Here is a 25,996-nt window from a genome sequence, read left to right as displayed (position 1 = left end):
AAAACCGGGGAAACCCGGTTTTTTTTCAGCTTTTAAGCCCTGCTCTGGTAGTTGCGTAGGGCGTTACGTCCTAACACAATGCCGGAACCGACAATCCCGCCCAGCAGTACCGCCAGAACCAGTACCAACGAACGTTTAGGACTGTCACGACGAATCGGCAGGTCCGGCTTCATGACATAGCGATATGCATGGATGGTTGTCGGATCGATTTTCAGTTTTTGAATATCGAGCAGTTTCTGTTTGTTCTGATAATAGCTGTCGGACAGCGTCAGTGGACGTGAAGATTCATGGGCAATCATGGATTGCAGCGCTTCAGTCCCTAACAGGAACATCGTTTCTTGCGTAACGTCCTGAGTCTGCTGGATTTTTGGGGTGGTAATGTTGGCCGCTTCAGCATACTTCAGGGCTTCTGTGATTTGCTTGATTCGCACATCTTTTTGCTCCTGAGCGATGGTCTCCTGGTTACCCAGCACATCGTTCAAGCTGGTGACCTGCTGCTTAATGTTATCGTTCAGATCAACTTCCAGCTCTTTTTGAATTTGCTCATCAATCTGCTGAATGTATTGCGCCACCTGCTTTTGCGCCGCTTCGGCTGAACTACTCACATATTTAATGCTGAGAGGGATATCCTGGCCTTTAACGGTAGGCTCGATAGTCAGGGATTCCGGGACAGCACCGTTTTCCAGCGTCTGGGATAATGCGGAGAAGGACGCGTTATAACGCGTGATTACGCTCGCCTGGATTTCAGTCAGTTTCGGCGCATTACTACCATAAAGGATATTCAGCGCGTTGCTGTAACTGCCAATTTGAGCGGCATCAGGTTGAGTGATGATCGCGGTAGATGTCCACTTCTCTTTGGCAAAGGCCAGGTACAGGCCAGCAATTATAAGGGCGATGGCGATAAACACAGCAATTAGCCATTTTCCACGCCACAGCTGTACCAATAGATCAATCAAATCAATCTGTTCAGGGTCATTGCTACGCATGACCGTGTTATTGTTGTTGTGCGTCATATAATCCTTAGAAGGCGAAAAAGCGCAAATAATAAAGTTTCAGATATAGTTTATCGATTGTTTTCGGATTTTCTATAGGAATCCGATTAGGCATATCGAAAATATGATGTTTGGATACCCTTCGCATCGCGTTATCATACCCCAAATCCGGTACTTAACGCACCGGACATGATACGTAACAGATGAGGACAGTTATGAAATTTCTGGTCACTGGCGCTGCAGGCTTTATCGGCGCTCATGTCAGCAAGCGGCTCCTGGATGCCGGACATCAGGTTGTGGGTATCGACAACCTTAATGACTATTACGATGTGAACCTGAAGCAGGCGCGTCTTGATCTGCTCACCTCCGCGAATTTTAGCTTCCATAAGCTTGAACTGGCCGACCGCGACGGTATGGCGGCCCTCTTCGCTACAGAAAAATTCGATCGGGTGATCCATCTCGCCGCCCAGGCTGGCGTGCGCTACTCCCTGGATAACCCACATGCTTATGCAGAAGCCAACCTGGTGGGGCATCTGAACGTACTGGAAGGCTGCCGTCATAATAAGGTGCAGCATCTGCTTTATGCCTCCTCCAGTTCCGTGTACGGTCTGAACCGTAAGATGCCGTTCTCAACGGATGACTCCGTGGATCACCCGGTTTCGCTGTACGCCGCGACCAAAAAAGCCAACGAGCTGATGTCACATACCTACTCCCACCTGTATGGTCTGCCGACGACTGGCCTGCGCTTCTTTACTGTTTACGGCCCGTGGGGGCGTCCTGACATGGCGTTGTTCAAGTTCACCAAAGCCATGGTGGAAGGCAAAAGTATCGACGTCTATAACTTCGGCAAGATGAAGCGTGACTTCACCTATATCGATGACATTGCTGAAGCGATTGTTCGTTTGCAGGACGTTATTCCCCAGGCGGACAGTAACTGGACGGTGGAGTCTGGCTCCCCTGCGACCAGCTCCGCACCTTATCGTGTCTATAACATCGGGAATAGCTCCCCTGTTGAACTGATGGACTACATCACGGCGCTGGAAGAGGCGTTAGGCATTGAAGCTGACAAAAACATGATGCCGATCCAGCCCGGTGATGTGCTGGAAACCAGCGCAGATACCACGGCGCTGTATGAGGTTATCGGCTTTAAACCGCAGACCTCGGTGAAAGAAGGCGTTAAGAACTTCGTTGACTGGTATCGCGAGTTTTATAAGGTTTAAAAAAAAGCCCGGCATAATTGCCGGGCTTTTTTCTGCTGTTGATAAAGTCAGTCGTTACCAAACAGATCGCGGGTATAGACCTTATCCGCCACGTCGGAGAGTTCTTCCGCCATTCGGTTAGAGATAATCACATCGGCCTCTTTCTTGAAGGCATCCAGGTCGCGGACCACCCGGGAATGGAAGAATTCGTCTTCCTTCATCACCGGCTCATAAATGATGACCTGAACGCCTTTTGCCTTAATACGCTTCATAATCCCCTGAATGGAGGAGGCACGGAAGTTATCCGAACCGCTCTTCATAATCAGACGGTACACGCCCACAACTTTAGGGTGGCGCGCCAGAATGGAATCAGAGATGAAGTCTTTACGCGTGCGGTTAGCATCTACAATCGCAGAGATTAAGTTGTTCGGTACGGACTGGTAGTTAGCCAGCAGCTGCTTGGTATCTTTTGGCAGACAGTAGCCACCGTAACCGAAGGAAGGGTTGTTGTAGTGGTTACCGATACGCGGGTCGAGGCAGACGCCTTCAATGATCTGGCGGGTATTCAAGCCCAGGCTCTCTGCGTAGCTGTCCAGCTCGTTAAAATAGGCAACACGCATGGCCAGATAGGTATTGGCAAAGAGTTTGATGGCTTCTGCTTCTGTGGCGTCGGTATAAAGAACATTGATGTCTTTTTTAATGGCGCCTTCCTGCAGCAGGGCAGCAAAACGTTCCGCACGCTCGGAGCGCTCACCAATGACGATACGAGACGGGTGCAGGTTATCGTACAATGCCCTGCCCTCACGCAGGAACTCAGGTGAGAAAATGACATTATCGATACCCAGCTCTTCTTTGATCGATTGGGTAAAGCCGACAGGAATGGTTGATTTGATGATCATCACGGCATTCGGGTTAATCGCCGTCACATCCTTAATCACCGCTTCTACGCTCGACGTGTTGAAATAGTTCGTTTTTGGATCGTAGTCGGTTGGCGTGGCAATGATGACAAAATCCGCCCCGGTGTAGGCGTCAACTTTGTCAGTGGTCGCACGGAAATTCAATGGCTTATTCGTCAGATAATCCTGGATCTCTTTATCCACGATGGGCGAGATCTTCTGGTTCAACATATCTACTTTGGCCTGCACGATATCCAGGGCCACCACTTCATGGTGCTGCGCAATCAGGATCCCGTTAGAGAGACCCACATAACCTGTTCCTGAGATTGTTATTTTCATTGAATTAACGTCTTTAAGTTAAGTGTCGGGAGCGACAACCGCCCCACCGCTATAAGCAACTTTTGGGGTTTTTACCCCGTATGCTGAGTTGATGTCAAGGCGAATGGCCGGCTGCAGAAAGGAACAATTGTAGTGTTTTATGCTGCATTAACGCTGCCCCGATGACCAGGGTTAGGCAACACGGGGATATTACAAATAAAAAAAACCCGGTGACATTCACCGGGTCTCGCTACATGACTGAGTTAAATCAGATTAATCCAGCCACTCGGTGTGGAAAACACCTTCTTTATCGGTACGTTTATAGGTGTGCGCGCCGAAGTAGTCGCGCTGCGCCTGAATCAGGTTCGCAGGCAGAACGGCAGCACGGTAGCTGTCGTAATAAGCGACTGCAGCAGAGAAGGTTGGCACAGGAATGCCGTTCTGTACTGCGTAAGCCACGACGTCACGCAGCGCTTGCTGGTAATCATCAGCAATCTGCTTGAAGTATGGGGCCAGCAGCAGGTTAGCGATGCCCGCGTTTTCAGCGTATGCATCGGTAATTTTCTGCAGGAACTGAGCACGAATGATGCAACCGGCACGGAAGATCTTCGCGATTTCACCGTAGTTCAGATCCCAGTTGTTCTCATCAGAGGCGGCACGCAGCTGAGAGAAGCCCTGCGCGTAAGAGACGATTTTACCCAGGTACAGAGCGCGACGGACTTTTTCGATAAATTCTGCTTTATCGCCAGCCAGCTGTGTTTGTGGACCGGTGAGCACTTTAGATGCCGCAACACGCTGCTCTTTGAGAGAAGAGATGTAACGCGCGAAGACCGATTCGGTGATCAGTGACAGTGGCTCGCCCAGATCCAGGGAGCTTTGGCTGGTCCATTTACCAGTGCCTTTATTCGCCGCTTCATCCAGAATCACATCGACCAGGTATTTACCTTCTTCATCTTTCTTGGTGAAGATGTCTTTGGTGATGTCGATCAGATAGCTGCTCAGCTCACCGTTATTCCAGTCGGTAAAGGTTTGCGCCAGTTCGTCGTTAGTAAGGTTCAGGCCGCCTTTCAGCAGTGAGTAGGCTTCAGCGATCAGCTGCATATCACCGTATTCAATACCGTTGTGAACCATCTTCACGTAGTGACCCGCACCGTCTGGACCGATATAGGTCACACACGGTTCACCGTCTTCAGCAACGGCAGCAATCTTGGTCAGGATTGGCGCAACCAGCTCATAGGCGTCTTTCTGGCCGCCAGGCATGATAGATGGACCCTTCAGTGCGCCCTCTTCACCGCCCGAAACACCGGTACCGATGAAGTTGAAGCCTTCAGCTGACAGTTCACGGTTACGACGAATGGTGTCGTGGAAGAAGGTGTTACCGCCATCAATGATAATGTCGCCTTTTTCCAGGTACGGTTTCAGGGAGTCGATGGCCGCATCGGTGCCAGCGCCTGCTTTCACCATTAACAGGATGCGACGAGGCGTTTCCAGGGATTCAACGAACTCCTGCACCGTATAGAAAGGAACGAGTTTTTTGCCTGGGTTCTCGGCAATCACTTCTTCAGTTTTATCACGGGAGCGGTTGAAAACGGAGACGGTATAACCACGGCTTTCGATGTTCAGCGCCAGGTTGCGCCCCATCACTGCCATACCGACGACGCCGATCTGTTGTTTGGACATTACATACTCCTGTCAGGTGTGGTCACCGCGCCATATACGCGGCTTGAAATGTGGCTTAGATGTTAACTCAACGAGTGTTTTTTTTAAAAGATAATTTTTTTAATATTAACAATAGGAAATATATTAGTTATTTGTTGTTAATAAATGCTTTATGGTTTTATCCCAATCATAAAATTCATCATCTTTTTTCAAATTCACTTCATTGAAAACGGGTTTTCCATCCATTAAATCAACAAAAAGGTTTGCTAAATCCTCTGCGGAATAAGGATCAATGAAAGCAGCGCACTCATAATTACCCAAGGTTTCATGCGCATAAGGTAAATCAGCCAATATAATCGGCTTCGCATGCATCTTGGCTTCTGAAATGGGTAGGCCCCATGTTTCCAATAATGACGGGAATATTACGACATCACATTGATTATAAGCCTGTTCAACCTGGGCGAAGTTTAGCAGGCCAGTAAAATTAACACCTTCAACATGTTTATACTTATCTATTATATACTTTGAGAATTTATTCGTATCTTCTGAAAACGTTAACGTAAGCGTTAGCTTCCCTTTATGAGCAGGCGATTTCTCATTGAATAGCGAAAGGGCATCAAGCAGTAACTCAAAATTCTTAAACGTACGAGGCAATGCAGGATAAAAAAGATTTACCGTATGCTCAGGACTAAATGAAGGTTTCGCGTCATTAACAACAGGGTTAATAGGGCGAGAGACAATATACCGCTCGGCGCCTACATGATTTTTCAAATACTCGCCAAACCAACGTTGCTGCACAATGATGGCATCATTCTTTTTAATATTGATTTTGTAAAGTAGATTATAGAATTTAGAAAAAAGGAAGAATTTGGGTTCGTAAAGAAAATCTTTGAAATTAGACTTATAAACTGTAGAGCAGTTATGGCAATAAACAAATTGCTTTTTTACTGCGACATTAGGCGTGATATCGTGCATTGCCAACCAAACGTCTGCGCCCCATTTTTTACTCAAACCCTTACATGTAACAAGCTCAAAATAGAGCCTTTTGAGCCAGCTTTTTTTGATGTCAGGATATTCAATAAACGTAATATTATCGAAGACAAGATCATTGAACAATTCTTTTTTATGCACCAATGCATAAACGGTATCTTCAGGCGATGTATTCTTATCTAATGTTATCAATGCATCTCTGAATACTTTAAGCGTTCCCCCCTCTACGAGGTTAACGCCTGAAATAACTATAAACATAAATATTCCTTTCCGCCAGATTACACTTTTTTTGATAAATTACGATACATAAACATCGAAGATAACATCATAAACACATATGGATTTAAATACCCAGCACCACGGATGAAAAGTGGGATAATGAATGACAGTAAGAAACAATATGCTAACACATGCTGAGCAGAGTAGGATTTTTTCGAGTTAAACGAAATGAAAGACTTGATAAATTTAAGCGTAAATAAGATACAGAAAATTAAGCCAATCAGTCCAAATTCAGAAATAAACTTTGACGCTATAAATGATCCATCATACAAATTTAAATGCCCTGCCCCTAAGCTTTCCAGTACCTTTTGGCTTTCTCCAACGACGCCATTGTAGCCCATTTGCTGGAAGCCGGTCCCCAACCCTAAACTTTCAGTGAAGTTTAAAAATGCACGTTCCAGTCCAGAAAGATAGACCAGTACAGAAAAGTTAGTAGAGTTGGCAAAACTTAAGCGTGAGGAAAAGTATGTATAATCATAAGTAAATTGATAAAAGGTCCAGACAAACAACATTAAACAAAAAGCGACAGCGAAAGGTAAAATCCTGACCTTTTTAAGAGCGATTACGCAGAAGACCAAACCAACCAGTAAGGTCAAATTCTGTACCGCAAGAGCAATACTAAACGACACGATAAAAATGATTATCGTTGTTGTTCCTCTCGCATAAAACAATGCAAACGAGAAGAATGGCAAAAATATCAAGGCAAATGCAGAGGGTTCAGAGAAAAACACCATGCTTTTATCTTGCACTACTCCGCCAATGATTAGCACTGCTCCGACCATTCCAATGGCACAAAGAATGTAAAACATCCTAAATGAAGCTTTTTTAATAGTGGAGTCTGATAAATAGCTAATGTTATTTGCAAAACAAGATGCAAAGTAAACCATAAGCAGTAATGATACAACAGAGAAATATACTTTAATATTAAAGAGGTCTGCGATACCATTAACAAAGAAGCTAGAAATTATATTCAATATCAATATAAAAAAGACAAGTGCAATTGCTAAACGACAATCACGAGTTATCCATTTCAACCGCAAACAAACGAATAAAACAGTTAATGCGACTAACGTTGAAAGCGAGAAATTCCCGAGTCCTAATCTATAATAGATAAAATCAGGCGCAATAAACACAAGCATTAAAAAGAATAAAAAAGTATTCGTATTGTGAGGCCTAATATTATTTATAGTCATACATTAACTCAATTATTTTTTTCGCCCACGCATCCCAATTTAAATGACTATGATATCGTTCAAATGCATTATTTGAATAACGATTATAGTTATCAAAATTGTTTATTATTTCATAAATACTGTTTGCAAAGGCTTGTGAATCGGTTGGATCATCAATCAACAACCCAGTTTCACCTTCAACAACAATTGAGCTAATGCCACCTGTATTGGTTGCAACGACTGGCATTCCATAAGCCGCCGCCTCACAGAACACCATGCCATAGCATTCTGCTATTGTTGGAAGTAACAGTACATCTGATTTCATGAGAACATTTTTAAAAATAGTCATGTCAGATGGAATGTCTTTATTTAAGCGGCCCGTTACTTCAACCCAATCTGGAAGCTCGCTCGTTTCAGGAGTGCATCCACAAACAATAAGCTTAGCGTCAATATTTTTGCTTTTACGTAAATATTCAACTGCCTCTAACGCTACTTTTCCACCTTTACGTTCCCAGTCAACGCCCAGGAATAATAAGGTAAATGATTTATCATCATCTTGTGTTCTAATTTTCGGATGAGCATTAGGTTCTACTATATTAGCCCCCCACAGTAATTTTTTAACTTTTGACTCTGGTAATTTGTAATGTTTAACGCAAAATTCAGCAGCCCAGTCTGAAGGGAAGGAAACTATTGCAGCATTATTTAACGCAGCTCTTTCTATCTTGCTCCCCTGATAATGGAAAGAATCATTAATAGAATTAAAATTGCTATAGTATTTTTTCAGCTGGTCGTAGGTTGTGTCTGATAAATATAATATCGGAATATTAGTTTTCAAATGTGCTATTTGAGTAGAGCCTGCCGGCGCGATAATGAAATCCACATCTGATATTTTTTTTAGAATTTTATTAAACCGAAATGCATACTCATACGATAAAATTGAAGAATAACTATAATCATAATTGATCCCAAACAATTTAAGAAAGAGTTTAAATGCTTTCAAAAATGGTTTAGTTAACGAATTTATAGGACCAAGCACCTTAACATCGATATTATGTCTTTTTAACGCAGACAACATATAATAAGGCGTCCCTGACCAACTACCTGTTGAGGTGGGATCATAGGATGACAGAAATGCAACTTTCATCAATGTACTCCACTAAAAAAAAGCTTTGGTTTTTGCACAATATTTAATAATACTTTTTACATGCCAAACGAAATGTTTTGAGAATAATGATCTATTGGCATGCTGTGCTTTATGCACTGCGCTAATCGTTGGGTAATAAACCAAAGCAACACCTTCTGCTTTGCTTCTAAAGCAAATATCGATATCTTCACAATACATGAAAAATGATTCATCAAAGCCGCCTAGTCTGGCGTAATGATCTGCCCGAAATGCGAGGAATGAACCAGCAGCCCAATCAACAATACATTTATTATTGACAGCGCTTTTTTCGATAATAGTTTTATTTTTAAAGCCAAGATATGAAAGGAAAAAATCCTTAAACTTTGGAAAATGCCTTATCGAATTATCATAAACAGTTTTTAAATCGTCTTTATATAAATTTATTGTTGCAGCTTTTTCATTATTTTGCCGCATAGAATCACATAATTTTATTACGTCATTCAAATCAATTAACACATCTGGATTCAAAACAATAAAGTAATCTTCTTCTTTCATGTTTAAATGATTTTTACAGAAGTTAAAAACAATATTGTTATTATCGCCAAAACCACGATTAAAATGCTCATTGATAAAATAGATACATTCTGAATCATTTTCATTTAAAGAAGAATGTATTTTATTATTTTTTACTACAAGGAATACATCCTTATAATTTTTGACTTGTTCTAAAATCCCACTTTCACGAATCATATCATCATGACCATGAGATACAATGGAAATAAATATCTTGCTGTGATTATTTTCCATGTTGTAATTTTTTCCTACCAAAACTAAAAATGATGAGAAGACATACAATCATCTTGTTGAATTCTTTTCGTCTGGCCCTGTTAAAAGCAACACCAAACAGAGACAACCAAACTGTGATGTAACATTCAGGATAAAATTTGGCAGTCACAAGAAGCCGGTTTCTGATGGAGCAAAAATCTGCAACTTTGCTCTTTCCGCCACCCGTGCTTGCACCTTCTTTATGATAAACAATGCTATCAGAACAGATACCTAGCTTGAAGTTAGCCTTTCTTGCTCGCAAACAAATATCTAATTCTTCGTAATATAAAAAATAGTCTTCATACATCAAACCAATTTTATTTAAGCATTCTTTAGTAAAGAACATAGCCGCGCCGATTACGTAATCGATTTGCTGTGCAACAATTTCATCATTATATTTAGCATGAGCACTTTCACCAATGCCGTATTGTTTAGTAGTACACAGCCATTTATTATGTAACCCACCCAAGCCTTGTTGAGTTTCTCTGTCATCAAAATAAACCAACCGAGAACCACATATCCCAATGTTTGAATCTTGATTACATTTATCAACTAAATATTGGAGGGCATTGGCATCAACTTCTGTATCATTGTTCAGCACCCAGACATAATCTGCATCATCCTGATTAAGCGCGAATTTCACGCCAAGATTATTCCCACCAGCATAGCCGCGATTATAGTCTGACTGAATGTAAATTATTTTTTCATCAGGCTTAACTTTATATTTATTAATATCTTCTGAAGTAATTATCGTAGCCTGGCTATTATCACTGACCTTATTGATTACTTCATTTTTTATTGTAGTATATGAGTCATCAGTTGATTTATTATCTACTATAACAATTCTAAATTTATCATAATTCATCTGGAGTAAGCTATTAACACACAAACATGTGTCTTTCGCACCATTCCAGTTTAATACTATTACATATACCATCACTTTACCTTTGCTTCTTCATAAGAATATTACATCTATGGCTCATATAATACAAAAGTATAAAATCAACAATAACCCTTGCAGTCCATAAAAAGGCAACACCAACAATGCCAAATTGTTTTGTAAAGACAAACAACAGGATCATATACGGGATAAATTCCAGCATATGAATATAAGCTGTATATTTCGCTTTCCCGAAAGCTTGTATATTTGCAAAAGGTATTTGTGAGAAGCAGTTAAAGAAAAAGCCAACAATCATAATTTGTAGGATTGTTGACGATGTTCCTGCAAATTGACTACCCATCCAGATAGTTAATATTTTTTCTGCGAACAAATATACGAAAAGGCACAGAGGGAAACAGATAAGCGTCATCAGCTTGTAGGCATATTTTTGATGCTTAATAGACTCATCATAATTATTCAAACAGCTAAGTTTTGGGAAAATAGCTTTACCTAACGAACCGGGAATTATCGATAATCTGTTTACAAGCTCATTTGGCACCGTATAAAAAGAGATTTTCGATGCACCCGCAATATTTGATAAGATAAATCTATCCATACTGATCAACAGCGGAGAGATAATATTACTGACGGTGACCCACCCTCCATAGTAAAACATCCGCTTTAGCACTGAGAGTGAAAAATATTTTATACCTAATGTTATTCTTTTCCTGACATATAAATAACTTAATACTAAGCAAATGATCCTTGCCAAAGCAATGCCTAATACGGCATAGAAAAGAGTTTCCTGGTAGAATACAAAGCAAACAGGCAAACCAGCAATAAGTGAGTTACCTATGCTTTTTTGAATGTTTAAGTGTCCAAAATATTCACGGCCTTCAAGTTCGGCGAGGAATATTTGCGTCACCAAGAAAACAGGAATCAGTAAGGCAAGAATAATGATTGAGTTGTAAACATCGGAATAATACTGGCTGCTAATATTAAGCAAGGTGATGATATTATCCTTGAATACAAATAACGCCCCTCCGCCTAACGCACCTAATATAAAGATAGCGACCAGCGATGTATTAATGACGATATTGCTGTCTACTTTATTTTCTTTTAATAAAGCTATTTCACGTACTACAGCTCTTGTTAAACCTGCATCAAATATGCTTGCATATCCAATGACAATCATCGACAACGTATACAGGCCAAATAATTCAACGCCTATTTTTCGTGCGATGATTCCAAATGCTGGAATGGCTATTAATGTTGGGATTGCATACCCTGCCATATTCCATATGCTGTTTTTCAAAAGTGACATAAGCTAATTAATTTCTGTTCATAAAAGTGTTTTTATTTTAACCTTTTCTGAAATGGCTGATTTTTCTCACATATCTGATTAATCAATCATTCAAAATGACTTGTCTGGAATGCGGCGACATGACGTCTTGTCATCATCCTTTCAAACGCATCACGGCCTTTCAGGAGCTTAAATAGAGATGTGCCGCATTCAACGTTGTCACATTAACTACATTGTCAGGTTAATAACCTTTAAGCATCTTCAACAAATATTGACCGTAGGCATTCTTCGCTAAAGGTTTGGCAAGCGACTTAACCTGCTCCGCATCAATAAACCCTTTTCGATAAGCAATCTCTTCCGGGCAGGCCACCTTTAATCCCTGGCGCTCTTCAATGGTCGCAATGAAGTTACTCGCTTCAATCAGACTCTGATGTGTACCGGTATCCAGCCAGGCAAAACCGCGTCCCATCATGGCAACGGACAGACGCCCCTGCTCCATATAGATCCGGTTAATATCTGTGATTTCCAGTTCACCGCGCGCAGAGGGCTTAAGGCTTTTCGCCATCTCAACAACGCTATTGTCATAGAAATAGAGTCCGGTTACGGCGTAATTGCTTTTTGGCTCAACCGGTTTTTCTTCGAGGCTGACAGCCGTACCGTCTTTATCAAACTCCACGACACCATAGCGCTCAGGATCGTTAACATGATAAGCAAAGACGGTAGCACCGCTTTCTTTACTCACCGCGGAGTCCATCAACTTCGGCAGGTCATGACCATAGAAGATGTTGTCGCCCAGCACCAGCGCACAATCGTCATCGCCGATGAATTCTTCGCCCAGGATAAATGCCTGCGCCAGGCCGTCCGGACTTGGCTGGACTTTATACTGCAGGTTAAGGCCCCACTGACTGCCATCACCAAGCAGCTGTTCAAAGCGTGGCGTATCCTGCGGGGTACTGATAATCAGAATGTCGCGAATCCCCGCCAGCATCAGCGTAGTCAGCGGGTAATAGATCATCGGCTTGTCATAGATCGGTAGCAGTTGTTTGCTGACAGCCATAGTGACCGGGTACAGACGAGTTCCTGAACCACCGGCTAAAATAATCCCTTTACGCGTTTTCATTTCATCATCTCTTTATGTGCAAAATGCCCGTAAACGGGCATTTAATGTAAGGTCAGACCGCAGTCGTCGTAAACAATTCTGCCAGCATACGCTTTACGCCGGTTTCCCACGCAGGTAATACGAGATCAAAGTTTTGCTGGAATTTATCTGTGTTCAGACGGGAGTTATTCGGGCGACGTGCCGGAGTAGGATAAGCACTGGTAGGAACGGCGTTGAGCGTAGTAATCGCCAGTTCAATACCAGCCTTACGCGCCTCGTCGAACACCAGGGCGGCATAGTCGTGCCAGGTAGTCACCCCACTCGCAACCAGATGATAAAGTCCTGCAACATCAGGTTGCTTCAGCGCCACGCGGATCGCATGTGCCGTGCAGTCTGCCAGCAGCTCAGCACCTGTTGGCGCGCCAAACTGATCGTTGATAACCGACATCTCTGTCCGCTCTTTTGCAAAACGCAGCATGGTTTTCGCAAAGTTATTTCCCTTACCGGCATAAACCCAGCTGGTACGGAAAATTAAGTGGCGAGCACAGTGTGCCTGCAAAGCCTTTTCGCCCGCCAGCTTGGTTTCGCCATACACATTCAGCGGTGCTGTCGCATCCGTTTCTCGCCACGGTTCTTCGCCGTTACCCGGGAAAACGTAATCGGTAGAATAGTGTACAACCCAGGCACCGATTTTAGCCGCCTCTTTAGCGATGGCCTCAACGCTTGTGGCATTCAGCAACTGGGCGAATTCTGCTTCTGATTCGGCTTTATCTACGGCCGTATGCGCCGCCGCATTCACAATCACATCTGGCTTAATGCGACGCACGGTTTCCGCTACGCCTTCTGGATTGCTGAAATCACCGTAATATTCGCTGGAGTGAACATCGACGGCAATCAGGTTACCAAGGGGAGCAAGCGAGCGTTGCAGCTCCCAACCCACCTGCCCTGTTTTGCCGAACAAAAGGATATTCATTACTGACGTTCCCCGTAGTTCTGTTCAATCCAGGATTGATAGTTGCCGCTTTTGACGTTCTCGACCCACTGGGTGTTAGCCAGATACCACTCCACCGTTTTACGGATCCCGCTCTCGAAGGTTTCCTGCGGTTTCCAGCCCAATGTCTGGCTAATCTTATCCGCATCGATGGCATAACGGCGATCATGGCCGGGGCGGTCAGTAACATAGGTAATTTGATCGCGATAAGAGCCATCTTTTGGCACGATCTCATCAAGCAGATCGCAAATAGTATGCACAACATCCAGGTTTTGTTTCTCGTTATGGCCGCCGATGTTGTAGGTTTCGCCTGGTTTACCCTGGGTCACTACCGTATAGAGCGCACGGGCGTGATCTTCGACATAGAGCCAGTCGCGGATCTGATCGCCCTTGCCGTAAATCGGCAGCGCTTTTCCGTCCAGGGCGTTAAGGATCACAAGCGGGATCAGTTTTTCCGGGAAGTGATAAGGCCCGTAGTTATTTGAGCAGTTGGTGACGATGGTCGGGAAGCCGTAGGTACGCAACCATGCGCGCACGAGGTGATCGCTGGACGCTTTCGAGGCTGAATAGGGGCTGCTTGGCGCATACGCCGTGGTCTCGGTAAACAGCGGCAGCTCGGTAGACGCAGGATGTTCGTCCGGGTGCGGCAGATCGCCATACACTTCGTCGGTGGAGATATGATGGAAAAGGAACGCTTTTTTCGCCTGATCGTCCAGCGTTGACCAGTACGCTCGGCCCGCTTCCAGCAGCACGTAAGTCCCAACGATATTGGTCTCGATAAACGCAGCCGGGCCGGTAATCGAACGGTCAACGTGACTCTCGGCTGCCAGATGCATCACCGCGTCAGGTTTATGCTCGGCAAAGATACGGTCCAATGCCGCTTTGTCGCAAATATCGGCATGCTCAAAAGCGTAACGCGGGCTGTTGCTCACGTCAGCCAGAGATTCCAGGTTACCGGCGTAGGTCAATTTATCGACATTAACCACCGAATCCTGGGTGTTTTGAATAATATGTCGTACAACCGCAGAGCCGATGAAACCGGCACCACCAGTAACAAGAATTTTCACGCGTTATTTTCCGTTAAATGTTTACATTGGGATAATGGATTTCTGAAAATGCCTTAAAGCGAATATTCAGAAATCAGACACGCTACCGCCCCTGGCTTAACAGCTACCAGTGCACTGAACGTGATCATATTGAGAGGTATGTAATCGCCTTTCCCCGACAAATCGTGACAGGGTCGCGTTTAAGTCAATTAATAATTGTCGTCTTAAATGCGTGTAGAAACAAGGGAAAAAAGCAAGCCAGCCATACAAAAAAACAGCGATTAAGCCACTGAAAATTAAGAAAATATTTAAAAAGAAAACGGCAGTGTCATTCACATGGCTTATAAAAGCCTGGAATGATCCACTGCCGTTTAGTCAACGACAAACCAATCGTTAGTCTTTGGTTAGTAGTTTCTTCATGCTTTCCCGGAACTTTTGCCCTTCTTTCAGGTTACGAAGACCATACTGAACAAAGGCTTGCATGTATCCCATTTTTTTACCGCAGTCGTAGCTGTCACCGGTCATCAGCATCGCATCGACAGACTGCTTCTTCGCCAGCTCCGCGATAGCATCCGTCAGCTGAATACGATCCCATGCGCCTGGCTCGGTACGCTCCAGCTCAGCCCAAATTTCAGCGTTGAGCACATAGCGGCCAACGGCCATCAGATCGGAGTCGAGCGTCTGCGGCTGATCCGGTTTCTCGATAAACTCAACGATACGGCTGACTTTACCTTCAGAATCCAGCGGCTCTTTGGTCTGAATGACAGAGTATTCGGACAGATCGCCCTTCATACGCTTCGCCAGCACCTGGCTACGGCCGGTCTCGTTGAAACGCGCCACCATTGCAGCAAGGTTGTAGCGCAGCGGATCGGCAGAGGCGTTGTCCAGAATGATGTCCGGCAACACGACCACAAACGGGTTATCGCCGACCACAGGACGCGCGCACAGGATTGAGTGACCAAGCCCCAGCGGTTGCGCCTGGCGAACGTTCATAATAGTCACACCTGGCGGGCAGATGGACTGCACTTCTGCCAGCAGCTGACGCTTAACGCGCTGCTCCAGAAGGGCTTCGAGTTCGTAGGAGGTGTCGAAGTGGTTTTCTACCGCATTCTTTGAAGAATGGGTCACCAGAACGATTTCTTTGATCCCTGCAGCAACAATCTCGTCGACGATGTATTGGATCATCGGCTTGTCAACGATCGGCAGCATCTCTTTAGGAATGGCTTTTGTGGCCGGGAGCATATGCATGCCCAGACCAGCTACCGGAATAACCGCTTTCAAATTAATCATATTTCTTCCACCTTAAAATGGTTGCCGAATTATAGCTCTTTAGCATGGTTTCGCCAGCACGGATTGCTACAAATCTGATGACGATGTTACGCAACTATCGTCTAAATTCCAGTAGTTGCAATCCGAATCCGCGCGCTTCAATTCCAGGAATCTTCGCAAAATGCCGTCTGGTTAATTTCTAGCGCTTTGGCAGACTAAAATTCAGCCGTTCCGTGTTAATGGTATGGTGATCGACCCGGTCAATATCCACCGAGCTTTGGCCCTTTTCATTAATCGCGTTAATGTTGGCCAGCGACAGCAACGTCTCTTTGCGAGCCATAAATTTCCCGCGCACATCTTTGCGCAGATCAAAGTTCAGCTTCAGGGCTGGCCCGACATCGGAATCCTGCATCACGTTGATATTACGCATAAAAAGATGCTGCGGTTTATTATGTAACTCAAGCGTGGCACGCTTCATCTCGATATTGGTGATGGCCACGAACGAGGTCGCATTGCCGGAGGAGATCTGTATTCCGCGCAGCTTTCGCGCAAGTTTCTGGTTGTCGAGATGGATATTGTTGAGGCGAAAATTCTGCGGTATCGACAAATAATTGCCTTTAATCACACCGTACCCAATTAACATGCCTGCGCTGCCGGTCATTTCAACATTATCGATGACAAAATTATCACAGCCATATATCGCTACCGTGGCGTTATCAATGCCCGCTTTTTTGCTGAAATCCGGGGTGATATTTTTGGCTTTAACATTACGGATAATAAAGTGTTTGCCATTCTCAACGTGCACTAACTGGCGGCAGTTGCTGCCGGTGATATTGGCCACCACAAAGTTCTTCACCGCCTGGTCTTCCGGGTAGGCATTATCATAGGTACTGCCGGCCAGCCCGATGCCGATGCCCCAGTTAATTTTACCGTTGGTGCAGTCGATATGGTCGATAACGTGGTCGGAGATCAGGATGTTCTGGTCGTTGATCGCCACGTTCCACTCAATGGCATCGCCCTGCAGATAGCTGAAGTGACAGTTAGTGATCCGTGCGCCATCCACCTGGTTATGGAAACCCTGACGCAGGATCGCATAGTTGGCTTTAGTGACCCGCAGGTTGTCGATCACCAGATTACGCATCACTCTCGGTTTTTTGCCGCCGATATAAATCTGGGTCACCGGGCCATAACCGCTCATCGCCAGCCCCTGGATCACACAGTCAGAACCGCGGACGTCGAGGGTGATGTTTTCGCTGCGCCCCTCCCCTTCTCCAATCACCTTACTGCCATCCTGCAACACCAGCCGCCCGCGTCCGTTGCCGGTCAGCGCGCCGCGGATGCGCAGGGTTTTGCCCTCGGGGATAAAAATGGCGGTGTTGATGTTATCGCAGGTAAGCCCGGCGGGTACCACCACCGTGTCGCCTTCGGTAAAGGCCTTTTTGAACGCCGCGATCCAGTCACGATGGTTATAGCGACTGATGTCCACCGTGGCGTTGTTTGCTGCGGCCCGCACGCCTATTAGCGGTGCGGCGGCCAGTACGGAACAGGTGGTGACAAACGCGCGTCGCGTCATCTCTTTCGGCATATCGCCTCCCTTTTTAAAGCGTCTGAAGCAGAGTGGCTAACTGCCGGTTAATCAGGTGTTGATTGAAATCGGTCTCTACTTTCCGGCGCGCGTTGTGCAGCACGGGCGAAAGTTCGTGGTCGGCAAGCGCGGCAAAGCGCTCCAGTTGCCCGGCAAGCGCCGCCGGATTGTTTTCTTCCACCAGCCAGCCGGAGTGGCCGGGTTCGATCAGTTCGGGAATGCCGCTGTGAACGGTGGAGACAACGGGGATCCCCACCGCCATCGCCTCCATCAGCGCCACCGGGATCCCTTCCATATCGCCATCGGTACCGGTGACTGACGGCAATAAGAAGACATCGGCGGCATCGAGCATGGCTTTGACTTCATGGCTGGGTTTAAACCCCGGCATCTCAACATAGTCTTCCAGCTCGTACTGTTCGATCAGTGTTCGCAGGCGGCGCTCCCAGGGGCCGATGCCGAGAATGCGATAGTGAAAAGCAACCCCACGCGCTTTCAGCTGGCGGCAGGCCTCAATCGCCACGTGCAGCCCTTTTTTCTCGGTCAGACGCGCCACAGAGATAATCTGTAGCGGGCTTCCCGGGGTCTTCACCGGCCGTTGGGTAAAGCGTTGCATATCCACGCCCATGCGCGAGACGGTGATCTTCTCGGCCGGGCAACCCATACTTTTGAGCCGTCCGGCCCAGAGATCGCTTATTGGCAGCATCATATCGCCGCGCTGGAACAGGCGTTGATATTCCGGGGTATAGTGCGCCAACACCTCCCGGCTGGAGATGTCGATCCCGTGGAAAACAGTGGCAATCTTTCCGTCAATGACCCCCAGCTCACGCAGCTTGGCTGCCGTCACGCCCGCAGGGCCGAAATGGGCGATAAACACATCCGCGCGCCAGGGGCGTACCGTCTGGCCGCAGATGGCGGAAAGGATCAGGTTGCGCGACTCAGCGCCATAGCGGGAAACGTTTAGCGCTTTCCACGTGCCCGGGCGATGCAGCCCACGCAGGGTCTGGCGGGCGCGGTAGCCCAGCTTCGCGAGCTTGCCCTGCGGTTCATCCTGCAGCCAACGGGTTTTGCTGGCCAGGTCGTACTGCGTCCATGCCGCGTGGGTATTTTGCGTGTCGCCCTTTTGCAGGGCGACAATTTCCACGTCATAACCCATATCAATAAACGCGGTGATCTGGGTCAGCACAAAGGTTTCGGACGAGAGCGGAAATTTCAGTAAGAAGAAACCAACCTTCATTTGCCCTCCCCGACCCGATCCAGCACCGATTTCACCATTCTGATGCCGTTTTCACGTTCGGCTTTGACCGCCACCGCCAGGCGGTCGTTGATGGCCGGCAACTGGCCGAGGGTGTCACCCACCATCGCCCCAAGGGAGCCATCCAGCAGATGGCGGATATCCACCGCCATCTCCGGCATGCCCAGCTGCTGCATGATCCCGGCAGACTTGTGTTCGTAGTTAATGGCGATGGCTGGCGTACCAAAGTTCATCGAGATGATCGCCGAATGCAGACGCGTGCCCACGGTCAGATCGCAGGCTCCCAGCAGTTTGCCCATTTCGAGGTCATTGAGTTCGTCCATTACCACGTGGTAGCGCGACGGATCGCTGACGTGCTGGCGCAGATTCAGCGCCACCATGCGGTCATCTTTGTTGTAGCTGTCGATCCCGGTGCAGGTGGAGAGCGCCAGCACCTGGTAGCCGCTGTCCAATACCCGGTTGACCACCTCGGCAAAGGCCTTCTCATAGGCCGCCTGGGTGGTACCCAGCCGTTTGTCGAACGGGGCCAGTTCGCGCAGGGTGATGGCAACTGTTTTTTGCTGCCCGACCACGTTCAGCCAGTGCTGTACGGCGTAGCTGGGGGTAAAGTTCGCCTCCTGGTGATCCACCAGCCAGGCGGTATCGACGCCCTGCTCCACTTTGCGGGTGTCTATCTCGCTGCGCTGCATCAGATTCAGGCTTACCGACTCGCGCAGGATCAGGGCATCGCAGTGGCCAAACACATAGTTTGCCAGCTGGTTGAACTGCGGATCCTGGAAGGGCCCAACGCTGTGGCCGACCATAAACAGCGGCTTTTTCGCCATGAAGGTACAGAGCGCGTGCTCGAACTGCGGCACGCCGTAGAGGTCAACAAAGAAGGAACCGCCCACCTGGATGATGGCGTCGTAGCCAGAGAGCAGACGAACAAAATCGGTAAAACCCTGGGCGATGGCGATATTGCGCAGCTTACCGGTGTCGGTGACACGCGACAGCAGCACCTGGTGTTGATAGCGGCGGCGCAGCACCTTCTTTACCCGGCCCATCACGCCTGCGGCATTGTTGTGCTGTTTCATCTGGCTGTAGAGCGGATCGCCCATTACCGGGCGGTTCAGCAGCCAGGAGGAGCTGACCGGGTAACGGCTCATCACATCGACTTCGGTCTCAGGCGACAGGGTGTAAATGGCATCCAGCAGGCCGCGCAAAATGGCGCTGTCACCACGGTTACCACAGGTATGGTTGCCCAGAATCAGTAATTTCATAATGACCTCTTAAAATTAGCCTGCGCGAAGCAGCGTTTTAATCTTTTCGTTGCGGCAGAACTGACGCTTAATCTCTACCACCAGCGCATTACGCGACAGCACAATCATCACGGCAAAGGCCACGGCACCCGCAGCCACCTGCACCGCCAGCAGCGCGGCAAGAGGCAGATGCCCGTTGAGGGCGATGCCCAGGCCATAGCTCACCGCCAGCGTCGGCAGCGACAGGTAAAATGGCAGCCACAGGCTCAGGATGTACTGCCGATAGCTGGAACCCAGCACCGGCTTAATCATCACGAAGTAGCTCAGCACGGTGTTGATGATTTGCACCAGCAGGAAGCCCAGCGTCACCCCCATCGCGCCCGCCAGATGGCCGCCGATGACGATCGCCGGAATAAACAGAAATGTTTTAAACACGTTGAATTTGAAGCTGATATCGACGCGGGCTTTCGCCATCAGCAGCGAACCGATCGGGTTGCCGACGGAGCGCAGCAGGCCCACCACGCACAGCAGTTGCAGGATCGGCACAATACTGATCCATTTTTCACCGAACACCAGCGGCACCATATTGCCGGAGACCACCATCAGCCCCAGCAGCGTCGGGAAGTTAATGATCCCCACCACCGACAGCAGCTTGTAGAAGTTGATCCGCAGCTTGTCGGTATCGTCCTGAATTTTGGCGAACGCCGGGAACAGTACGCGGGTGATGATCGGGTTAAGCTTCATCGGCGGCACCACCGCCACGTTGTAGGCCAGGTTATAGCCCCCCGCCACGCTGGCACCGAGGATGCGCGCCAGCACCAGCGTCGAGAGGTTGGTGTTCACATAGTTAATGATGCTGTCGGCGGTCAGCCAGGCACCGAAGCGCAGGTTGGACGACACCGAAGAGAGGGAGAAATGAAAACCCGGACGGTAAATCTTGCGGCCAAAGTAGCCGAACAGCAGCGTGCGTACGGCAGAGTTCACCAGATAGCCAAGGATGGCCGTCATCGCCAGCGGCCAGAAGTGGGCGCTGACCACGGTAAAGGTAAACCCGGCCAGCACCGCGCTGGTTTCAATCATGCCGATTTTGCTGAACTCCAGCTCTTTTTGCATCAGGGCGCGGAACTGCTGCCCATGAGGGATCACCACAAAAGCAAACGACAGGGCGCGCATCAGCGGGGCCAGTTCCGGGTTGTGCAGCGCCAGGGCAATGGCATCGCTCAGCAGAAACAGCGCCACGAACACCAGCGCACCGAGGCCGACGTTCAGCCAGTAGAGCGTGGTTAACTCCAGCTGGCTGATCTCCTTACGCTGGATGATCGAGTTGGCGATACCGAAGTCCGACAGCGTATCGGCCAGGGCGATGATCACCAGCGAGACGGTCAACAGGCCAAACTGGTGGTTATCAATGATGCGCGCCAGCACTGTCATCTGCACCAGCCCGAGGCCGATGATGATCACTGTGGCGATAGCCGACCACTTTGCCCCGCTGAGGGTTTTTTCACGTAAGCTCATGTTAATACGCCGCTTTGTTCACAAAGCCCTTAAAGACGGTGAGAAAAACGATTTTGATATCGAACCAGAGACTCCACTCGCGGATGTACTCCAGGTCGAACTCAACGCGTTTTTCCATCTTCTCAAGGGTGTCGGTCTCACCGCGCCAGCCGTTGATCTGCGCCCAGCCGGTGATGCCCGGTTTCACTTTGTGGCGCAGCATGTAGCCTTCAATCAGGGCGCGATACTGCTCGTTATGGGCCACCGCATGCGGGCGCGGGCCGACAATCGACATGCCGCCGGTCAGGACGTTGATAAACTGCGGCAATTCGTCCAGCGAGGTGCGGCGCAGGAAATTACCGACGCGGGTGACGCGCGGATCGTTTTGCGTCGCCTGGGTCACCACCTGGTCGTTCTCCATCACCTTCATGGAGCGGAATTTCCACACCATAATGGGCTTACCGTCCATGCCGTAGCGGGTCTGGCGAAAAATAACCGGCCCCGGGGAGGTGATCTTCACCGCCAGCGCGATGGCGCAGAGCACCGGGGAGATCAGCAGCAGGATCAGGGATGAGAGGACAATATCCTCCACGCGCTTCAGTACCCGGTTAAGCCCCGAGAGTGGCGTGTCATACAGCGGCACCACCGGCACACCATTCACCTCTTCAATGCGGGAATGCAGGATGTTAAAGGTGAAGACATCGGGGATCAGGATCACCGAGCAGGTGGTGTCTGCCAGTTTGCGCATCAGGGTTTTGATTCTGGCCTCGTCACTCATCGGCATGGCGATATAGACGTTGTGGATCTTGCCGGCTTTAGCATCGTCAACCAGCTGGGAATAGTTACCGGCCCAGTCAGCCGACACGCCGCCGGGCTGCGCGTCATGATAAACACCGACCACATCGAACCCCAGCCACGGCTCTTTTCGGAAGCCGTCAAGCAGCGCCAGCCCTGCGGGCATACTCCCGGCCACCGCCACCCGGCGGGTGTTGTAGCCGCGGTTACGCAGCCAGCCGGCACCGTAGCGGATCAGCGATCGGCAGACCACCATCCCCACGCTGGTGAGCAGATACCAGGCAAAATAGGTGGCAAAACGATTATCAAAGTCGTTGTTGAAGGCCACCAGCCCGAAGCTGAAGACCAGACTCAAGGTCCAGTTCTGCAACAGCAGCAGGAGTTCGGTGGCGATCTTGACGCCACGCCATGAGCGGTAGAAATCGGTCATCCCGCCGATCATCTGGAAAACCACCAGCGCGATCAGCGCCATCAGCAGATGCATATAGAGGAAGGGCAGCCCGCTGAGTTTACACACCATCCACAAGCCACCGAACATGATGGTGATATCAGAAAAACGCTGCACCATAGAGATTAACGATGCATTCGTTTTGGCTCGCTCGCGCTTTTTTAGATTTGTCATCGTTGTTCCTGTTTCAGGGTCCCCTCCCCCGTCGGGAGAGGGGCAAGGATTACTGATTCAACAGCGCCATAATGTCCTGCGTTCGCGCTGCCATCAGCGCCGCATCGGCGCGGGATTCCACGTTCAGGCGCACCACCGGCTCGGTGTTTGACGAACGTAAATTGAAGCGCCACTGGGGGAAGGTCATGCTGATGCCGTCGGTGCGGTCAATTTCCAGCGCGTGCAGGGCAAAGTGGTTCTCCACGCGGGCAATCGCCTCGGCAGGCGCGGCGAGGGTGCTGTTGATCTCTCCGCTCGCCGGGAACGCCGCCATGCGGTCGCGGACCAGCTCGCCCAACGACTGTCCCTTCAGGCACAGCAGTTCGGTAACCAGCAGCCACGGGATCATCCCGCTGTCGCAGTAGGCAAAATCACGGAAGTAGTGGTGAGCGCTCATCTCGCCGCCGTAAATGGCATCTTCTTCGCGCATCCGCTCTTTGATAAACGCATGCCCGGTTTTCGACATCACCGGCGTACCGCCCGCCGCAGCGACCACATCCACCGTGTTCCAGGAGAGACGCGGGTCGTGAATGATGCGTGAGCCAGGGTTTTTCTCGAGGAAGGCTTCTGCCAGCAGGCCGACAATGTAATAGCCCTCGATAAACTGCCCTTTTTCATCGAACAGGAAGCAGCGGTCGAAATCGCCGTCAAAGGCAATGCCCATGTCTGCGCCATGCTCAATCACGGCGTTGCGGGTATCGGCGCGGCATTCCGGCAGCAGCGGATTAGGAATGCCATTCGGGAACGTGCCGTCCGGGGTGTTATGGACTTTAACGAAGGTCACCGGCACGTTAAGCGCTTTAAAGCGGGCTTCAAGGGCATCGACTACCGGACCAGCCGCACCGTTGCCGGAGTTGATAACCAGCTTCAGCGGCTTGAGGTTCGCCAGGTTGATGTAGCCCAGCAGGTGGTCGATATAGGCGTCACGCAGATCGATTTTTTTATAGCTGCCGCGTTTGGCTTCGTTCGCCGGCGGGAAATCGTTGGCTTCCGCCAGACGCTGAACGTCGCGCAGGCCGGTGTCGCCACTGATTGGGCGGGCGCCTTCGCGCACCAGCTTCATGCCGTTGTAGTCCATCGGGTTATGGCTGGCGGTCACTTCGATCCCGCCATCGACACCTAAATGGAAGGTGGCAAAGTAGATCTCTTCGGTGCCGGATAAACCGATATCCAGCACGTCGACGCCCGCATCCTGCAACCCTTTTGCCAGGGCCAGTTTCAGGGATTCGCTGGTCAGACGCACGTCGCCACCCAGCACAATGGTTTTCGGCTTTAAATATTCGCCGTACGCGCGGCCAATGCGCCAGGCAATGTCCTCATTCAGCTCTTCACCGAGCTTGCCGCGAATATCGTAGGCTTTAAAACAGGTTAATTTTTGCATCATTACCCCTTATTCAGGCAACAGTTGGCCCGACCCGGACAGGGCCAATTAAATTTTTTGTTTTCATTGGCCCGGTAAGCGCAGCGCCACCGGGCAAAATGCGTGAGTGCTAAACCCTGCCGTACCTGTCCTCAAAGCGGACAATATCGTCCTCTTCCAGGTACGAGCCGGAGCGCACTTCAATCAGATCGAGCGGGATTTTTCCCGGGTTTTCCAGGCAGTGGGTCGCCCCCAGCGGGATGTAGATCGATTCGTTTTCACCCAGCAGCGTCACCACGTCGTCGATGGTCACTTTGGCCGTGCCCGCTACCACCACCCAGTGCTCGGCACGGTGATGATGCATCTGCACCGACAGCCCCTCGCCCGGTTTAACGGTGATGCGTTTGACCTGGTAGCGATCGCCCTCATCAATCGAGTCGTATTTGCCCCACGGGCGATAAACTTCACGGTGAATGTGGTGCTCATGACGGCCATCAGCCTTAATCTGCTCCACCACTTTTTTAACGTCCTGCACCGCGTTGCGATCGGCAATCAGCACCGCGTCTTTGGTCTGTACCACCACCAGATCCTTCACCCCGACGGTGGTCACCAGCCCGGATTCGGCATAGACGTAGCTGTTCTCTGTTTTATGGCTGATCACGTCCCCGTGATGGACGTTGCCTTCCGGGGTCTGGGCGCTGATCTCCCACAGTGAAGACCAGGAGCCGACGTCGCTCCAGCCAGCATCCATTGGGACGACGACCGCATCGGCAGTACGCTCCATTACCGCGTAATCCACCGACTCTTCCGGGCAAGCGAGGAACGCCGCTTCATCGACGCGAATAAAATCCAGATCCGGGTCAACGGTCGCCATTGCCTGCTGGCACGCGTTTAGGATGTCCGGGCGGTATTTCTCCAGCTCTTCCAGATAACGGCCGGCGCGGAACAGGAACATGCCGCTGTTCCAGTAGTACTCACCGCTGGCGACGTAGGCCTGCGCGGTTTCCAGATTGGGTTTTTCGACAAACTGCGCCACGTCAAAGGCCAGGCTCTCGCCCTCGCCTGGGGTGACGTTGCCACGGCGAATATAGCCATAGCCGGTTTCCGGCAGATCCGGCACGATGCCGAAGGTCACCAGCTTGCCGCTTTCGGCATACGGAATGGCTGAACGCACGGCGTCGCGGAAGGCATCTTCCTGCTGGATCACGTGGTCGGCTGCCAGCACCAGCATCAGCGGATCGCAATCCGGGCTGCTGCGCTGGGCTGCAAGGGCTGCCAGGGCGATGGCCGGGGCGGTGTTACGGCCGGCAGGCTCCAGAATGATATTTTCGGTCAGTTTGTTCAGCTGACGCAGCTGCTCGGCGACAATGAAACGGTGCTGTTCGTTACAGATCACCACCGGGCTTTCACACATCACGCCATTGAGACGGTTCACCGTCGTCTGCAGCATGGTAAGTTCCCCTTTCAGGCAGAGGAACTGTTTCGGATAGAGCACGCGGGAGAGCGGCCACAACCGGCTGCCAGAGCCACCTGCCATCACCACCGGGTACAACGTATTTTTACTCATGAT

General features: G+C 49.2%; 21 protein-coding genes. 1 reads left to right on the top strand and 20 read right to left on the bottom strand.

The genetic code is table 11. The features are described from left to right. Positions 1–32: 32 nt before the first annotated feature. A complete protein-coding gene (wzzB, locus tag ABIE02_RS07490) occupies positions 33–1,013 on the bottom strand; it encodes an LPS O-antigen chain length determinant protein WzzB (protein ID WP_032612348.1) in 981 nt (326 codons plus the stop codon). Between the two features lie 194 nt (positions 1,014–1,207). Here wzzB and ABIE02_RS07485 point away from each other — a divergent pair, with 194 nt between their 5' ends. Further along, the gene (locus ABIE02_RS07485; RefSeq protein ID WP_032612350.1) at positions 1,208–2,212 is read left to right on the top strand and encodes an NAD-dependent epimerase; all 1,005 of its coding nucleotides are present in this window, start codon (positions 1,208–1,210) and stop codon (positions 2,210–2,212) included. Positions 2,213–2,259: 47 nt separating this feature from the next. Here the strand turns inward: ABIE02_RS07485 and ugd are convergent, their stop codons facing one another. From ugd to cpsB, 19 genes are all read right to left on the bottom strand, one after another. Further along, positions 2,260–3,426, bottom strand: a complete 1,167-nt coding sequence (ugd, locus tag ABIE02_RS07480) for a UDP-glucose 6-dehydrogenase (RefSeq protein WP_032612353.1) — start codon at positions 3,424–3,426, stop codon at positions 2,260–2,262. Positions 3,427–3,678: 252 nt separating this feature from the next. Beyond that, complete coding sequence (gene gndA / locus ABIE02_RS07475) at positions 3,679–5,085, bottom strand: NADP-dependent phosphogluconate dehydrogenase (RefSeq protein ID WP_032612355.1); 1,407 nt, start codon at positions 5,083–5,085, stop codon at positions 3,679–3,681. Between the two features lie 123 nt (positions 5,086–5,208). Next, a complete protein-coding gene (locus ABIE02_RS07470) occupies positions 5,209–6,312 on the bottom strand; it encodes a glycosyltransferase (RefSeq protein ID WP_032612357.1) in 1,104 nt (367 codons plus the stop codon). Between the two features lie 20 nt (positions 6,313–6,332). Beyond that, complete coding sequence (locus ABIE02_RS07465; RefSeq protein ID WP_059307571.1) at positions 6,333–7,526, bottom strand: hypothetical protein; 1,194 nt, start codon at positions 7,524–7,526, stop codon at positions 6,333–6,335. Beyond that, positions 7,513–8,649: a glycosyltransferase family 4 protein gene (locus tag ABIE02_RS07460; RefSeq protein ID WP_117385319.1), complete on the bottom strand. Its 1,137-nt coding sequence runs from the start codon at positions 8,647–8,649 to the stop codon at positions 7,513–7,515. The genes ABIE02_RS07465 and ABIE02_RS07460 overlap by 14 nt, the downstream gene beginning before the upstream one ends. Before the next feature lie 12 nt (positions 8,650–8,661). Next, complete coding sequence (locus ABIE02_RS07455) at positions 8,662–9,435, bottom strand: glycosyltransferase family 2 protein (protein WP_032612364.1); 774 nt, start codon at positions 9,433–9,435, stop codon at positions 8,662–8,664. After that, positions 9,425–10,390 carry a glycosyltransferase family 2 protein gene (locus ABIE02_RS07450; RefSeq protein WP_032612366.1) on the bottom strand — a complete coding sequence of 322 codons (966 nt, stop codon included), beginning with the start codon at positions 10,388–10,390 and terminating at the stop codon, positions 9,425–9,427. Before ABIE02_RS07450 ends, ABIE02_RS07455 begins: the two co-directional genes overlap by 11 nt. A gap of 4 nt (positions 10,391–10,394) precedes the next feature. Next, the gene (locus ABIE02_RS07445; RefSeq protein WP_032612368.1) at positions 10,395–11,657 is read right to left on the bottom strand and encodes a flippase; all 1,263 of its coding nucleotides are present in this window, start codon (positions 11,655–11,657) and stop codon (positions 10,395–10,397) included. Positions 11,658–11,877: 220 nt separating this feature from the next. Further along, positions 11,878–12,756 (bottom strand): glucose-1-phosphate thymidylyltransferase RfbA, encoded by an 879-nt coding sequence (rfbA, locus tag ABIE02_RS07440; RefSeq protein WP_032612370.1) that lies wholly within the window; start codon positions 12,754–12,756, stop codon positions 11,878–11,880. A 52-nt stretch (positions 12,757–12,808) separates the two neighbouring features. Next, a complete protein-coding gene (gene rfbD / locus ABIE02_RS07435) occupies positions 12,809–13,708 on the bottom strand; it encodes a dTDP-4-dehydrorhamnose reductase (protein WP_230430796.1) in 900 nt (299 codons plus the stop codon). After that, complete coding sequence (gene rfbB / locus ABIE02_RS07430) at positions 13,708–14,793, bottom strand: dTDP-glucose 4,6-dehydratase (RefSeq protein WP_336994494.1); 1,086 nt, start codon at positions 14,791–14,793, stop codon at positions 13,708–13,710. The genes rfbD and rfbB overlap by 1 nt, the downstream gene beginning before the upstream one ends. 372 nt (positions 14,794–15,165) lie before the next feature. Next, positions 15,166–16,062, bottom strand: a complete 897-nt coding sequence (gene galF, locus ABIE02_RS07425; RefSeq protein WP_032612377.1) for a GalU regulator GalF — start codon at positions 16,060–16,062, stop codon at positions 15,166–15,168. A gap of 178 nt (positions 16,063–16,240) precedes the next feature. Beyond that, the gene (gene wcaM, locus ABIE02_RS07420; RefSeq protein ID WP_144882947.1) at positions 16,241–17,626 is read right to left on the bottom strand and encodes a colanic acid biosynthesis protein WcaM; all 1,386 of its coding nucleotides are present in this window, start codon (positions 17,624–17,626) and stop codon (positions 16,241–16,243) included. 13 nt (positions 17,627–17,639) lie between these two features. Then, positions 17,640–18,860 (bottom strand): colanic acid biosynthesis glycosyltransferase WcaL, encoded by a 1,221-nt coding sequence (wcaL, locus tag ABIE02_RS07415; RefSeq protein ID WP_336994493.1) that lies wholly within the window; start codon positions 18,858–18,860, stop codon positions 17,640–17,642. Beyond that, a complete protein-coding gene (wcaK, locus tag ABIE02_RS07410; RefSeq protein WP_059307566.1) occupies positions 18,857–20,137 on the bottom strand; it encodes a colanic acid biosynthesis pyruvyl transferase WcaK in 1,281 nt (426 codons plus the stop codon). Before wcaK ends, wcaL begins: the two co-directional genes overlap by 4 nt. A gap of 15 nt (positions 20,138–20,152) precedes the next feature. Continuing rightward, the gene (gene wzxC / locus ABIE02_RS07405; RefSeq protein ID WP_336994492.1) at positions 20,153–21,631 is read right to left on the bottom strand and encodes a colanic acid undecaprenyl disphosphate flippase WzxC; all 1,479 of its coding nucleotides are present in this window, start codon (positions 21,629–21,631) and stop codon (positions 20,153–20,155) included. Between the two features lies 1 nt (position 21,632). Then, positions 21,633–23,027 (bottom strand): undecaprenyl-phosphate glucose phosphotransferase, encoded by a 1,395-nt coding sequence (gene wcaJ / locus ABIE02_RS07400; protein ID WP_032612384.1) that lies wholly within the window; start codon positions 23,025–23,027, stop codon positions 21,633–21,635. 49 nt (positions 23,028–23,076) lie between these two features. After that, positions 23,077–24,447: a colanic acid biosynthesis phosphomannomutase CpsG gene (gene cpsG, locus ABIE02_RS07395; protein ID WP_270734913.1), complete on the bottom strand. Its 1,371-nt coding sequence runs from the start codon at positions 24,445–24,447 to the stop codon at positions 23,077–23,079. Positions 24,448–24,556: 109 nt separating this feature from the next. Continuing rightward, positions 24,557–25,993 (bottom strand): mannose-1-phosphate guanyltransferase, encoded by a 1,437-nt coding sequence (gene cpsB / locus ABIE02_RS07390; protein WP_032612386.1) that lies wholly within the window; start codon positions 25,991–25,993, stop codon positions 24,557–24,559. Positions 25,994–25,996 lie beyond the last annotated feature (3 nt).

The sequence above is a fragment of the Leclercia sp. 1548 genome (genome assembly GCF_050435045.1).
Classification (GTDB): Bacteria; Pseudomonadota; Gammaproteobacteria; order Enterobacterales; family Enterobacteriaceae; genus Enterobacter; species Enterobacter adecarboxylatus.
Note: the sequence above shows the minus strand (reverse complement) of the source record. Positions and strands in the feature narration are given on the sequence as shown.